General features: G+C 64.1%; 12 protein-coding genes. 11 read left to right on the top strand and 1 reads right to left on the bottom strand.

What is annotated here, in order from left to right:
• The first annotated feature begins 69 nt into the window (after window positions 1-69).
• A complete protein-coding gene (locus Q7I88_RS13210) occupies window positions 70-420 on the top strand; it encodes a EutQ-related cupin domain-containing protein (RefSeq protein WP_305096378.1) in 351 nt (116 codons plus the stop codon).
• Window positions 421-496: 76 nt separating this feature from the next.
• Here the strand turns inward: Q7I88_RS13210 and Q7I88_RS13205 are convergent, their stop codons facing one another.
• Window positions 497-1,129, bottom strand: a complete 633-nt coding sequence (locus Q7I88_RS13205; RefSeq protein WP_305096377.1) for a helix-turn-helix domain-containing protein — start codon at window positions 1,127-1,129, stop codon at window positions 497-499.
• 131 nt (window positions 1,130-1,260) lie between these two features.
• On the opposite strand from Q7I88_RS13205, the gene Q7I88_RS13200 reads away from it, so the two are divergent.
• From Q7I88_RS13200 to Q7I88_RS13155, 10 genes are all read left to right on the top strand, one after another.
• Window positions 1,261-3,243, top strand: a complete 1,983-nt coding sequence (locus tag Q7I88_RS13200) for a serine hydrolase domain-containing protein (protein ID WP_439648343.1) — start codon at window positions 1,261-1,263, stop codon at window positions 3,241-3,243.
• Entirely contained in the window at window positions 3,243-4,265 is a 1,023-nt protein-coding gene (locus Q7I88_RS13195; protein ID WP_305096375.1) for a dipeptide epimerase, read from the top strand. Before Q7I88_RS13200 ends, Q7I88_RS13195 begins: the two co-directional genes overlap by 1 nt.
• Window positions 4,266-4,431: 166 nt before the next feature.
• Window positions 4,432-6,756: a TonB-dependent receptor gene (locus Q7I88_RS13190; protein WP_305096374.1), complete on the top strand. Its 2,325-nt coding sequence runs from the start codon at window positions 4,432-4,434 to the stop codon at window positions 6,754-6,756.
• Window positions 6,757-6,768: 12 nt separating this feature from the next.
• Window positions 6,769-7,812: an N-acetyltransferase DgcN family protein gene (locus tag Q7I88_RS13185; protein WP_305096373.1), complete on the top strand. Its 1,044-nt coding sequence runs from the start codon at window positions 6,769-6,771 to the stop codon at window positions 7,810-7,812.
• Between the two features lie 5 nt (window positions 7,813-7,817).
• On the top strand, window positions 7,818-8,945 hold the full coding sequence (locus tag Q7I88_RS13180; protein ID WP_305096372.1) for a YkvI family membrane protein: 1,128 nt from the start codon (window positions 7,818-7,820) through the stop codon (window positions 8,943-8,945).
• On the top strand, window positions 8,938-10,512 hold the full coding sequence (locus Q7I88_RS13175; RefSeq protein ID WP_369426062.1) for a serine hydrolase: 1,575 nt from the start codon (window positions 8,938-8,940) through the stop codon (window positions 10,510-10,512). Before Q7I88_RS13180 ends, Q7I88_RS13175 begins: the two co-directional genes overlap by 8 nt.
• A 2-nt stretch (window positions 10,513-10,514) precedes the next feature.
• On the top strand, window positions 10,515-11,714 hold the full coding sequence (locus Q7I88_RS13170) for a dipeptidase (protein ID WP_305096370.1): 1,200 nt from the start codon (window positions 10,515-10,517) through the stop codon (window positions 11,712-11,714).
• 3 nt (window positions 11,715-11,717) lie between these two features.
• Window positions 11,718-12,197, top strand: a complete 480-nt coding sequence (locus Q7I88_RS13165) for an Lrp/AsnC family transcriptional regulator (RefSeq protein WP_305096369.1) — start codon at window positions 11,718-11,720, stop codon at window positions 12,195-12,197.
• Window positions 12,198-12,331: 134 nt separating this feature from the next.
• Complete coding sequence (locus Q7I88_RS13160) at window positions 12,332-13,390, top strand: Glu/Leu/Phe/Val family dehydrogenase (RefSeq protein WP_305096368.1); 1,059 nt, start codon at window positions 12,332-12,334, stop codon at window positions 13,388-13,390.
• A complete protein-coding gene (locus tag Q7I88_RS13155) occupies window positions 13,390-13,653 on the top strand; it encodes a hypothetical protein (RefSeq protein WP_305096367.1) in 264 nt (87 codons plus the stop codon). The genes Q7I88_RS13160 and Q7I88_RS13155 overlap by 1 nt, the downstream gene beginning before the upstream one ends.
• The last annotated feature ends 34 nt before the right edge of the window (window positions 13,654-13,687 follow it).

Raw genomic sequence — 13,687 nt, 5'->3', positions numbered from 1 at the left:
GATCGAGATCCACCACGCCCAGACCGAGGCAATTTCACACCTCCAAGACCTGAAAGGAAGCCTATGCGCGTGCAACGATACGAACCCGCCGATGCTCGGTTCGAACGCTCCCCCGGCCAAGACGCCGACATTTTCGCGGCGAACCTTGTGGATCAGCGCGATGGAGGTCCGATTACGGTGGGCTACGGTCGCTACCAGCCAGATCAGGTCTTGGAGACCGAGATCGTCGTGGACGACGTCATGGTGGTGCTCGAAGGACGGGTATCGGTCGAGGCCGATGGACAGGTGTTCGCCGCCGGCCCCGGCGAGATCATCTACATGCCCAAGGGAAATTCAGTCGTCATCCGCTCCCATGGGGAGGGAGCATTGACCGCATATGTGACCTACCCGCATTGGGCCGAGGCGGAGGAAGGCCAGTGATCCAGCTCCCGATGCCGTTGTAACGATGACCAGCGAGCACTGTCCCGAAAATTGCCAACCGTGGGGCTGAGGAGCTTCAGCCTCCTCGCTTGCTGATATTGAGCAAGGAGTCGAGCAGTCCCGCGTCGGAACTCGAGCACACGCCCAGCACGACCGCCTCATCGCAGCCCTCCGCGGCGACGTAGGCATGTCCCATCGACGAGTCCAAGTAGATGCTCTGCCCCTCTGAAAGGATGACCGGATCGTAGAACTCGGTGTGCACTTCGATGGAGCCCTCGATGACATAGATGAACTCTTCACCGTGATGCTTCACGAGATCGCCAAATTCGGCGGCGCTGCGAGCTCTGATCCTCGTGACGATCGGAATCATCCGCTTCTGTCGCAGATCGGTGCAGAGGTAGTGATAATCGTAGTTGTCGGTCGTCACCTGCACGGCATCTTCGATCCTGCCGATGGACCGTCGACCGGTCACCTTCTGCTCGTCGCGGCTCTGAGTCTCGGCGAAGAGATCCGACATCGGGATCTTCAGCCGCTCGCTCACTTGCTGCAACTTGTCATAGCTCAAGGTGAGCCGGTCGTGCTCGACCTTCGACAGGGTCGAGACCGGAATCCCGGACCGTTCGCTCATCTGTTTGAGAGTCCAGCCTTTCCGGGCGCGGATGCCGCGCATGACGCTCGCCAGTGTGGGACGGTCGGTGCTGATCTCCATGACGGTCGGTTACTCTCGATTTGACAATTTTCCAATCAGGACACATTGTCCTAAGTGGGATGATTACGGCCATCCTAGGGGCCGGGCCTTTCCACCGCAAGTGGCGGCCACGCGAACAGAAGGAAGCAACTATGACGCACAAATCGAGGATCCGGTCGGCGCTCGCGGCCCTATCGCTGTTCTTCTTTCTGACGGCGCAAACCCCTGCAACTCCGGCTCCGGCCGATGACGATCGCCCGGCCTCGGCCGAAGAGACGCCGGCGGGGGGCGCGGGCCGCGCGCTTACGTCCACCGACGTGTCGGCCTGGTTGGACGGTCTGATGCCCTACGCGCTCAAGGCGGGCAGGATACCGGGCGCGGTCGTGGTCGTGGTCGACGATGGCGCGATTATTGCCGAGAAAGGTTACGGCTTCGCCGATCTGGCCAATCGACAGCCGGTCGATCCTCGTCGGACGCTTTTCCGTATCGGTTCGATCTCAAAGCTGTTTACCTGGACGGCCGTCATGCAGCAGGTCGAGGCCGGTCGGCTCGATCTCGATCAGGACGTGAACGCCTATCTCGATTTCCGCATTCCCCCCTACGAGGGTAAGCCGCTCACCTTGCGCGACATCATGACGCATACTCCCGGGTTCGAAGAGTCACTTCGCTATCTCTTCACGACCGACCCTGCCGCGCTGCTGCCTCTCGATGAGTACGCAAAAAGGGCTCTGCCCCATCAAGTTTATGCGCCGGGGACGACGCCGGCCTATTCAAACTATGCCACGGCGCTCGCCGGCTACATTGTCCAGCGCGTTTCCGGCCAGCCCTACGACACCTACGTCGAGAACCATATTCTGGACCCCGTGGGGATGAATTTCGCGACCTCCCGCCAGCCGCTGCCGGCCAAGCTCGCGCCGTACATGTCGAAGGGTTATCGAGACTGGAACGAAGCTCCCCGGCCGTTCGAGATCGTCCAGCCCGCACCGGCTGGAAGCTTCTCGGTCAGCGGTGAGGCGATGGGCAAGTTCATGATCGCCCACCTCCAGAATTCCGGAGTTCTGTTTGACCCGGCCACCGGCACTCAAATGCACGACTACCGGGCCAAGGGCGTCGGGCCGCTCAACCGGATGGCGCTGGGTTTTTACGAGCAGGTCATCAACGGCCGCCGCAGCATCGGGCATGGCGGGGACACCGATTACTTCCACAGCGAAGTATGGCTCTTTCCAGAGAGCGGAATCGGGCTGTTCATCGCGACGAATAGCCGCGGCAAGGAGGCCGCGGCATACGGCTTGCGCGGAACGATCATTCACGAATTCGCCGATCGCTACTTCCCTGAGCAGCGCAAGTTCACGCCGATCGATCCCGCCGTTTCGCGCCAGCACGCGCAGCTCGTCGCCGGCACATATGTATCGAGCCGCGGTTCCTTCACCAATTTCATGAGCGTGTTTGGCTTGCTCGGGCCCACGAAGATAATAGCCCTGCCCGACGGCGGGATCAGCTTGCCCGACCTCAGCATCCTGAGCGCTGGCCCGCGCGACTGGGTCGAAGTCGAGCCGTTCGTGTGGCGGGACACGTTCTCCGGCGAAAGGGTCGCGGCGGAGGTGAAGGACGGCAACGTCGTCCGCGTCAGCATGGACGTTGTCTCTCCGTTCATGGTGCTGTTCCCGGCTCCTGCAGCGGCCAATCCCGCGTGGTTGCTGCCGGCGTTGCTCATTGCCCTGGCGTTCTGCTTCCTGGCCGTCGTCGCCTGGCCGGTGCGGGCGCTGGTACGGCGCCACTTCGGGGCACCCTTCGCGCTGAGCGGAAGGTCGCTGACGGCTTACCGCCTCAGCCGAGTGTTCGCCGGACTCGCCATCCTCGCTGTTCTTGGTTGGCTCCTGTTGGTGCAAACCTTCACTGCGGACAGCGGGACCCTCGGGGGAGACCTCGATTGGCTGATCAACTTGCTGCGCATCCTTACGCCGCTCGCGGCCTTCGGCCTGCTCGTCACCGCGGCCTGGCACCTCGCGAACAGCTTCCGCGACGGCCGGCGCTGGACGATGAAGCTGGGCGCTGTCCTGCTGGTCTTCGCGGGCGTGATCCTGTGCTGGGTGACCATCGCCTACAATCTGTATGGCTTCGAAATGACCTTCTGATGGCCTCGCAGATGGAGCAGCGCCTCTCGCTCGATCTGAGTATCGAGCGCTTCGCCTATCGCGAACCGTTCCGCATCTCGGGTCATGTGTTCGAGAGTACGACGGTTCTGGTCGCGCGCCTTTCGGATGGTGAGGATACCGGCTGGGGCGAGGGGGCCGGCGCGTACTACCTGGGAGACGACGCCGAAAACATGCTCCGGCAGGCGGAGGACGCCAGGTCGCGCATCGAGAGCGGCGCGAGCCGTCAGGATCTCCAGCAGGTCATGCCCGCCGGTGGCGCCCGCAACGCGATCGACTGCGCTTACTGGGACCTCGAAGCGAAGCGCAGCCACACGCCGGCTTGGCAGCTGGCCGGCCTGCCGGAGCCGCAGCCCCTGCGATCGACCCTCACACTTGGCGCAGCCGAGCCTGACGAGATGGCAGCCGCTGCGCTCCGTCTCGATCCGGCTGCTCCGATAAAGGTCAAGCTCACGGGCGACACAGCCCTCGACATCCGCCGGATCAACGCCGTGCGCGACGCGCGACCGGACGCCTGGATAGGAGTGGACGCCAACCAGGGCTATCGGATCGATGCGCTGCCGGAACTCTTGGCGGCGCTGGTGGCGGCGCGCGTGGAGCTGCTCGAGCAGCCGCTGGCGATCGGCCATGAGGCGGATCTGGACGGATTCGACAGGCCGATCCCCTTCGCCGCCGACGAAAGTGCGCTCGGTCTCGCCGACGTCGAGGGACTGGTCGGCCGCTTCGACGTCGTGAACATCAAACTCGACAAGTGCGGCGGGCTGACCGAAGGCATCGCGATCGCCCGGAGGGCCAAGGCGCTCGGGATGGGCGTGATGGTCGGCAACATGATGGGCACCAGCCTGTCGATGGCGCCGTCCTACCTGCTCGGGCAATTGTGCGACATCGTCGACCTCGACGGACCGACCTTTCTCACCCGCGATCGCCCGGGCGGTGTCACCTATTCCGACGGAAAGGTGCATTGCGACACCGCAATCTGGGGCGGATCGGGCAAAATGTCCTAAACAGGTTGACAGTTTTCTAATCAGGACAATAATGGCGTAGATCCGAAAGCGGACACCATCCACGCCGAGATCGGACAAGAGATCTTTTTCTGGCCGGACTGCGCGCGATTCGCAGGTCCGGATCACCGTCGCCGTTGCTGCGGGCGGGCCATAGGGGACGAGAACAATGAGACTGGGCACAGCTACTTCGAGCATTCTCGCGATCACGGTCGCGATCACCGCTGCGCCGACATGGGCGCAGGACGCCGCCGATGACTCGACCGATCCCAAGGTCATCGTCGTGACTGCACAGAAGCGCGAGCAGATCCTCGCCGATGTCCCGCAATCGATTTCCGTGCTTGGAAGTGAAAAGCTGGAGGAGCGACAGGCAGTCAGCTTCGTCGATTACGCCGCGCTCGTGCCCGGGATGACGATCGACCAGACTGATCCCGGCAAGTCGCGGATCATTCTGCGCGGTATCAATACCGGCGGCGACAGTCCGACCGCCGCGGTGTACATCGACGACACGCCTTTCGGCCCCAGCACGGGGCAGAGCAACGGGGCCGTCCTTGCCGGTGACATCGACACCTTCGACATCGAGCGGGTGGAAGTTCTGCGCGGTCCGCAGGGCACGCTTTACGGGGCCAACTCGCTCGGCGGCCTCGTCAAGTTCGTGACGGTCGCCCCCAAGCTGGGCGAGTTTTCCGGCAGGGTCCGCGCCGGCGCCGAGTTCACCGAAGGGGGCAACATGGGATACAACGGCAACCTGGCGGTCAACGTGCCGCTGGGCAGTTCGCTGGCGGTGCGCGCGAGCGGCTACTACCGCAAGGTCGGCGGTTACATCGACACGGTGGGCATCAACCGCGAAAATGCCAACGACTACCAAAGCTACGGCGGCCGTGTTTCATTGCTCTTCCAGCCGAGTGACAATTTCTCGGTTCGGCTGATGGCCCTGGCCCAGAACATTCGGGCGGATTCGCACGCCACCTACGATGCTGACCCGTTCACCTACGAGCCGCTGGACACTGACCCGAACACGGGTGCCTCGACCGCGGGGCGCTGGACGCGCACTGAGTTCTATCCGGAGAGCAACGACGTCGACTATCGGCTCTACAACGGTACCCTCAACTGGGACTTCGGCTTTGCCTCGCTGACGTCCGTCACGAGCTACGGAACGCTCGATCAGTTCGAAGCGTACGACGTCACCGCCACGCTGCCAGGCGTCGCCGACGCGATCTACGGCGGTCCGGGTGTCCCCGCGCTCGGCATCACGTTTCCGGCGCTGGCGAGCCAGAAGAAGTTCACGCAGGAAGTGCGGCTCGACTCGCCTTCGAACGACCGCTTCGAATGGCTGGTAGGTGGCTACTACACGAAGGAAGACGGGCTGCTTTTCCAGAATTACCAGCCCTTCGAGCTCGCTACGGGCGACGCCCTCGATCCGGCAATGACCTTGCCGGTCGGCCCTGGCGGCGGCGATGTCACTTTCCCGACGTTCCTCACCGCGATCCTCGATTCGAAGTACAAGGAATACGCTGCCTTCGGCAGCGCGACCCTGCACTTCGGGCCGCGCTTCGACATCACGGCCGGCGGCCGCTACAGCCATAATGAGCAGAACGTTCTGCAGTCGCTCGACGGCTCGCTTCTGTTCTTCTCCGGCTATCCGGTCGGCGCCATCCCCGATGTGCAGACCGGATCCTCCAAGGAGAACGTGTTCACCTGGTCTATCGCGCCGCGCTTCGAACTGTCGGATAACGTGTCGGTCTATTCGCGCGTGGCCAAGGGCTACCGTCCGGGCGGGCCCAACGTCGTGCCCCCAGGCGCACCGGCCGATTATCCCCGCCAGTTCGGGGCGGACACGCTGATCAGCTACGAAGCGGGCTTGCGGGCAGAGACCGCCGACCGCAGCCTCACCGTCGATGCCTCGGTCTATTACCTCGATTGGAAGAACATCCAGACGCTGATCGCCTACAACACGTCGATCGGCGTCGTGAACGCCGCCGGAAACGGCCAGAGTGCGACAAGCAAGGGTATGGAGTTTTCTGCCACACTTCGCCCCGAGACCGGCCTGAGCGTTACCGTCAACTTCGCCTACAACGATGCGCATCTGGACGAGGATCTCGGTGTCGGGACTGGCGGATTCGCCGGCGACCGGTTGCCGTATGCGCCCAAGGTGTCGGCCAACCTGTCGGCTGACTACGACTGGTCGATTGGCAATGACACTGATGCGTTCGTCGGAGGAGACCTCCGCTACGTCAGCGATCAGGTTGGAAACTTCGACAACAACTACCTGGCCTTGACCGGCAAGCGCTACTCCATCGATGGATACGCCGTGGCCGACGTGCGCGCGGGGGTGAAGTTCGGGCGGTTCGGGGTGACCGGCTTTGTGAGGAACCTGACGAACGCCGGCGGGGCGACAAGCATCGGTTCCTTCCTCATACGCCCTGCCCAGGCGGTCGCTGTCGCGCCGATACGGCCCCGCACCGCCGGCCTCTCGCTTAGCGCCGATTTCTGAGGCGGCGGGAAGATGAACGCACCACTAAGGAGCGTATCCGAGGGGCTCCGCCTCTCCACGCCATACCTGCTTTTTTTGGGAGATATCGAACAGCCGAGCTACGCAAAGACGGCGTTCGGCCTGGCGGACTGGGCTCCGGATCTCTGCGTGGGCGAGTGGTCGATGCTCGACGGAGGGATCACCACAGGACTTCCCAAGATGACTCCCGAGCAGGCTAGGGCGAAAGGGGCCCGGTCGCTTGTCATTGGCGTCGCCAATCCCGGCGGGGTCATCCCGCAAAGCTGGGTCGCCGCACTGGTGGAGGCGCTCGACGCCGGGCTTGAGGTGGTGAGCGGGCTGCACCGGCCGCTGTCGTCGATCCCCGAACTGGTGGACGCGGCGGCGCGGAACGGCAAGCGACTGGTCGACGTGCGCGTGCCGCCGGAGAACATCCCGGTCGGCACCGGGCGCAAGCGGACGGGCAAGCGGCTCCTGACGGTCGGCACCGATTGCGCGCTCGGCAAGAAGTACACCGCGATGGCTCTCCACCGCGCCCTCGTCTCGCGCGGGCTCAAGGCGGACTTCCGCGCCACAGGGCAGACGGGGATCATGATCTCGGGGGCAGGCATGCCGATGGACGCAGTCGTCTCGGACTTCGAATCGGGCGCGGCGGAAGTGCTTTCGCCGGACGCGGCGTCGGATCACTGGGATGTCGTCGAGGGCCAGGGCTCCCTCTTCAACCCGTCGTTCGCCGCAGTCTCGCTCGGCCTGCTTCACGGCAGCCAGCCCGACGTCTTCGTGGTTTGCCACGATCCGACCCGCAAACAGATCATCGGGGTGGACGGATTTGCCCTTCCCACCATTGAGGAGGTGATCGACCTCACCATCCGGCTGGGCAAGCTCACCAATCCCGCCATTCGCTGCGGAGGCGTGAGCCTGAACACTTCGGCGTTGAGGGAGGCCGAAGCCGCGAGGCTCATGGAAGCGGAGGGCGAGCGCCTGCATGGGCTGCCCGTGGGCGATCCGATGCGGGGCGGCAGGGGATTCGAGCGGCTGGTCGACAGTTGCCTCGCGTGAGCGATGTGGCAGCCCGCACCGGGGGATCCTTTTTCCAGCGCTATCTGCTGCCCTCCTTCGCACTCAAGGGCGTCATCATCGGCGGAGGCTATGCGACGGGGCGTGAGCTCGCCGAGTATTTCCTCAGCCAAGGGCCCCGGGGCGCCCTGGCGGCTATGGTTCTTGCGACCGTGATCTGGTCGGCCGTCGCGGCCACCTCCTTCGCGCTCGCGCATATGTACCGCACATACGATTATCGCAGCTTTGTCAGCAAGTTGTTGGGAAGAGCTTCGATCATTTTCGAAGTGTGCTTCGTACTTTTCTCGGTCCTGCTGCTGGCGGTCTTCGGCGCGGCCGCCGGGGAGGTCGGCGCCAGCCTGTTCGATGTTCCTGCCTTGGTGGGAACAGTGGTGCTGGCGCTCTTGATCGCGGGCATCGCAGGCGTGGGGGAGGGCGCGGTCGAGGCAATGTTCAAATACGTCTCGACGTTCCTCTATGCGATCTACACGATCTTTCTGGTGCTTTCTCTCTCGCGCTTCGGCGAGCGGATCGAGCACGGCCTCGGCATGGCCGGCGCAGACGCGGCCTGGCCTCTCGCGGGTCTGACCTACGGCACCTACAACATCGTCGCGGCGGTGATGATCCTTCCCGTGCTCCGGCACATGACCTCTCGCCGGAACGCCGTGGTCGCCGGGCTGGTAGCGGGGCCGATGGCGATGCTGCCGGCCTTCGCCTTCCTGCTCGCCATGATCGGGTTCTACCCGGATATCCTCAGCGCCACGCTTCCTTCCGATTACATCCTGCAGCGCCTGGAAAGCCCGGCCTTCCGCTTCGCGTTCCAGACGATGGTGTTCGGCGCACTGCTGGAAAGCGGGGTCGGCGTCATTCACGCGATCAACGAGCGCGCCGTGGCCTGGCGAGAAAGCCGCGAGGGCGCAGGTCAAGTGAGCTCGGCGTTCCGTCCGGTTCTGACTCTCACAATTCTCGTGGTGTGCATGTTCGTCGCCAATCAGATCGGCCTCGTCGACCTGATCGCGTCCGGTTATCGGATTATGGCCTTCGTGTTCATCCTCAGCTTCGTGGTCCCGCTCATGACGATCGGTCTCTACCGCCTGGTCAAGGGGACCGCTCATCCGGAGCATGATCATGCGTAAACTCGTCGCCCTGGTGGTCGTCGCCGCTTTAACTCCACTGCCGTTCCCCGCCGACGCCGCTCCGCCGGAGGGCTTCGTCGAGCGTGTCGAGACACTGCGCGAAGAGTCGGGCGCGCCCGGCATCGCGATCGCGATCGTCGAACACGGCAAGACCACCCTTGCGCGGGGTTGGGGCGTTCGCAAGCAGGGCGAAGCCGCGAAGGTTGACGCGCACACGATCTTCCCAACCGGCTCGACCGGGAAGGCTTTCACCGTGGCGGCATTGGCCACGCTCGTGGACAGCGGCAAGCTCAACTGGGACGACAAGGTCATCGATCACATGCCCTGGTTCCGCATGTACGATCCGTGGGTCACCGCGGAAATGACCGTGCGCGACCTGCTCGTCCACCGCAGCGGTCTTGGGCTCGGCGCGGGCGACCTGCTTTATGTGCCGAGGTCCAATCTGACACGCCGGCAGACCGTGGAGCGGCTGCGCTACATCCCGCCGGCAACCAGCTTTCGATCCGGGTACGCTTACGACAACATCCTCTACGTTGTGGCGGGCCAGCTTATCGAGGAAGTGAGCGGGAAGAGCTGGGAACGCTACGTGCTGGAAGATGTGCTCCGTGCGGGCGGCATGAACGATTCGACGTCCGATTACGATTCCCGGTACGCCGTCGCCAATCGGGCGTATCCCCACGCCCGCACGACCGGGGCGATCCGCGGGGATGGGCCGAACGTCGTCCTCGACGAGCACAACGAACTCGGCCGCAACGCCCTGCCTGCCGGCGGCCTCGCGATGAGTGCCGCCGATCTTGCGCAGTGGCTCAAGATCCAGCTCGCCCATGGAGCCCTCCCCGGGCGAGGGCGCCTGTTCAGCGCAGCCGCGGGTGCGGAGATGTGGAAGCCGGTCACTCCGATGCCGAACGAAGACTGGCCGGGAGACCTTGCGCCGACGAACCCGGATTACACGGCCTACGCGCTTGGCTGGCAGGTGCAGGATTACCGCGGACACCGCCTGATCTGGCACGGCGGGGGCGTCTTCGGCGCGATCGCGCTCGTCGCCCTGCTGCCGGACCAGGACGTCGGCTTCGCAATCGTCATCAACTCCGAGGAAGCCGCCCTGCGACGCGGGCTGTTCTATGAATTGCTCGACCACTACCTCGGCCTTCCGTTCAACGACTGGCCCGCCAAGTGGGACAGGTTCGTCGATGCCCGGCTCGAAGGCGGCAAGGCCGCCCTTGCGAAGGTGAATGAGGAGACGGCCGACGTCGGGCCTTCGCTGCCCCTCAGCAGCTATTCCGGCACCTACCGCGATCCCTGGTATGGCGACGTGAAGGTTACCGAGCGCGACGGCGGACTTTGGATCGACTTCACCACGAACCCGCGGATGGAGGGCAAGCTGGTCCACTACCAGTACGATACCTTCATGACGCAGCTCACCGATCCCGCGCTCGAGAATGCGCTGGTGACGTTCCAGCTCGATCCGCACGGGAAGGTGGCGAGCGTCGCGATGGAGGCGGCGTCGCCGTTGGCGGACTTCAGCTATGATTACCGTGACCTTCGATTGCTACCGATGAGGAATTGACCATGATCGCCAAGCATACCCCCATGGCACTGCTAGCGGCGCTGCTGGCCGGTTGTGCGACCGTGCCTCCTTCGGCCAGCGATTACGCGGCGATCCACCGCGACCTCCTGGTGCTCGACACGCACCTCGACACGCCGATCAACTTCGGCCGCGAGGGCTGGGACTTCGCTGCCGAGCACACCATCGCCAACGACATCGCTCAGGTCGATCTCGGCCGCATGGCGAAGGGGAATCTCGATGGAGGGTTCTTCGTCATCTACACCGAGCAGGGGCCGCTGACGGCGCAAGGGTATCGCGACGCGCTGGCGTTCGCACGCGGGCGTTCGGACCTGATCGACGCCGAACTGGCGAAGCACCCGTCGCTGATCCGTCCCGCGACCACTCCTGCCCAGGCGGAGTCGCTTGCCCGGCAGGGATTGCTGATCGGCTTCAAGAGCATCGAGAACAGCTACCCGCTGGGCGAGGATTTGTCCTTGCTGCAGGCGTTCTACGACCGCGGCGTGCGCATGGCCGGCCCGGTGCACTCCGGCAACAACCAGTTCGCCGATTCGGCAACCGACACGCCGAAGTGGAACGGTCTCAGTCCGCTGGGGCGGAAGTGGGTGGCCGAAATGAACCGGCTCGGCATGGTCATCGATGCAAGCCACTCCTCCGACAAGACGCTCGACGATATCCTGACGCTCTCCAAGGCGCCGATCATCCTGTCGCACAGCTCACCGCGGTGGGCCCACGACCATCCGCGAAATATCGACGACAGCCACATCCGCGCCATTGCGGAGCATGGCGGAGCCGTGTGCATGTCGACGATCTTCATGAGCGAGATGAAGATGGGCGAAGAGCGGTCCAAGCTTTTCGACAAGTACGAGCACATTGCCGACCTCTCCCCGGAAGAACAGACCCAGCTTATCCGCCGGTGGCGCGAGCTGGACAAGACCGAGCCCATGTGGACCACCACCTTCGAGCAGTACATGACCGCCTTGAAGCATCTGATCGACGTTGCCGGTGTCGACCATGTCTGCTTCGGCGCCGACTGGGACGGCGGGGGCGGGATCGAAGGCATGATGGACATCAACAGCCTGCCCGTGATCACCCAGCGTCTGCTAGAGTCCGGGTACTCGCGCGACGATGTGGGGAAGATGACGGGCGGCAACGTGCTGCGGATCATGCGCGCCGCGCAAGCGGGCGCCGCGACGGCGCATTAAACGATGGCCGAGAGCGAGACCGCTCCCCTTGATGTTTTTGAGAAGAAGATTCTCGCGCTTTTGCAAGAGGATGGCTCGCTCTCCACGTCCGTCATTGCGGAGAAAGTCGGACTTTCCGCGTCACCGTGCTGGCGCCGTATCGACCGGCTGGAGCGGGATGGCTACATCAAGCGGCGAGTGGCGCTGGTCGATCGCGGACGCGTGGGCCTCAACGCCCACATATTCGCACAGGTGAAGCTCAACGCGCACGGCCGGGCGAATCTCGACGAGTTCGCGCAAGCGATCCGGGGCTTTCCCGAGGTTCTCGAGTGCTACGTCCTGATGGGCCCGGTGGATTTCCTTCTGCGAATTGTTGCCTCCGACATCGAGGCGTACGAGCGGTTCTTTTTCGACCGGCTCTCGCAACTGCCAGGCGTGCAGGAAGTGAACTCCACGATCGCTCTGTCCGAAATCAAATCGACCACAGCGCTGCCCATTCGCTGAGCCGCGGCCAATCTCTCCCCCGATCGCGGGTTCAGGGGATGGATCCACCTTGATTCGCGGCTGCGCCGCTCGATTCAGGCCAGAAAAACCCCCGCGGCTGCTTCAAAAGCGCATCCGATCCAAGGAGGTTCACCATGCCGCAATTGAATGCCAATCTGCCTTTTCCGCCAGAAGCGGTACACGTCGTCACGGATCCGGAGTCCGGCCTCGAAGGCGTAATCGTCCTGCATTCGACCCGGCTCGGTCCGGCAGCAGGAGGGTGCCGTGTCTGGCGATACGCCGACCGGCCCGCCATGACCTTGGATGCCCTGCGCCTGGCGGAGGGGATGGCATACAAGAACGCGATGGCAGATCTGCCGCTGGGTGGCGGCAAGGCGGTGATCCGATTGCCGGACGGTGAGTTCGACCGGGTTCGCGCGTTCGAGGCTTTCGGCCGCGAGGTGGAGAAGCTGGGCGGTGCGTACGTCACGGCGGAAGACGTGGGAACGAGCGTGGCCGACATGGAGGTCGTACGCTCGCAGACCAGCCACGTTGCAGGCTTGCCGCCGGCCAACGGCGCGCCGGGCGGCGATCCATCGCCGTGGACCGCGCTGGGGGTTTTCGTTTCGATGCAAAAGGCGGTGCGGTCCAAGTTCGGAGGCGACCTCGATGGTCTGACGGTAGCCGTTCAGGGGCTGGGGCATGTGGGTGCGGAGCTCTGCGAATTGCTGCACCGCGCTGGAGCCAAGCTGGTAGTCGCCGAGATCAGGTCCGAGCTGGCCGCGTCGGTCGCCTGCAAGTATGGCGCGCAGATCGTCAGTTCCCAGGCAATTCTCGAAACACCCTGTGAGGTCTTCGCGCCTTGTGCGCTCGGCGCCGTCCTCAACCGGAACAGTGTGGCACGCCTCAAGGCCCGCATCGTCTGCGGCGCGGCCAACAACGTGCTGGCGACGGTCGAGGACGGTGACGAACTCGCCGCCCGCGGCGTTCTTTTGGCGCCGGACTATGTCGTTAATGCCGGCGGCATCATCAACGTTTGCGCAGAGTACCTCGGCTGGAGCCTGGCCGAGGTGGAAGCCCGCGTGCGGGCGAGCGGGCAGCGGCTCATGTCTGTGCTCGATCATGCAGAGGAGACCGGCTTGCCCCCGCACCGGGCGGCCGACGCGCTTGCGCGCGCTCGGCTGGCTCAGGTCCAGCGCCGAGCGGCAGCGTGATGTCTCCCCCGGAAGGCGACGCCCTGACGGTGCGAGGGGCGGCGGAAGCCGGTCTTCTAGCGCGTGTCATCGGGGTGTTCGCCCAGCTCGGCATTCCGGCCCCTGCGCTGCAGGTCGAGGTTGTCGCCAACGTGATGGAGGCGACGCTCGATCTCGAACGAGTCGAGTGGGAGTACAGGGCGGCGGTTTATCGGAAAGTCTCCGGGTTTGTCGGGGTGGACTTTTGCGAAATTCGAAAGGCAGCATGTCTTAGGGATAAATAGGCCAAATTTTCCGGGCTCCTTTGCGCTCCGGCGT

Origin of the sequence: Croceibacterium aestuarii (assembly GCF_030657335.1) — a bacterium.
Taxonomy (GTDB): Bacteria; Pseudomonadota; Alphaproteobacteria; order Sphingomonadales; family Sphingomonadaceae; genus Croceibacterium_B; species Croceibacterium_B aestuarii.
This window is presented reverse-complemented; position numbering and strand designations above follow the sequence as displayed.

Coding starts and splice junctions, on each gene's coding strand:
- Q7I88_RS13160 (WP_305096368.1), top strand. CDS start 12,332: ATGCCGCAATTGAATGCCAATCTGCCTTTTCCGCCAGAAGCGGTACAC.
- Q7I88_RS13200 (WP_439648343.1), top strand. CDS start 1,261: ATGACGCACAAATCGAGGATCCGGTCGGCGCTCGCGGCCCTATCGCTG.
- Q7I88_RS13170 (WP_305096370.1), top strand. CDS start 10,515: ATGATCGCCAAGCATACCCCCATGGCACTGCTAGCGGCGCTGCTGGCC.
- Q7I88_RS13185 (WP_305096373.1), top strand. CDS start 6,769: ATGAACGCACCACTAAGGAGCGTATCCGAGGGGCTCCGCCTCTCCACG.
- Q7I88_RS13155 (WP_305096367.1), top strand. CDS start 13,390: ATGTCTCCCCCGGAAGGCGACGCCCTGACGGTGCGAGGGGCGGCGGAA.
- Q7I88_RS13165 (WP_305096369.1), top strand. CDS start 11,718: ATGGCCGAGAGCGAGACCGCTCCCCTTGATGTTTTTGAGAAGAAGATT.
- Q7I88_RS13205 (WP_305096377.1), bottom strand. CDS start 1,129: ATGGAGATCAGCACCGACCGTCCCACACTGGCGAGCGTCATGCGCGGC.
- Q7I88_RS13175 (WP_369426062.1), top strand. CDS start 8,938: ATGCGTAAACTCGTCGCCCTGGTGGTCGTCGCCGCTTTAACTCCACTG.
- Q7I88_RS13195 (WP_305096375.1), top strand. CDS start 3,243: ATGGCCTCGCAGATGGAGCAGCGCCTCTCGCTCGATCTGAGTATCGAG.
- Q7I88_RS13190 (WP_305096374.1), top strand. CDS start 4,432: ATGAGACTGGGCACAGCTACTTCGAGCATTCTCGCGATCACGGTCGCG.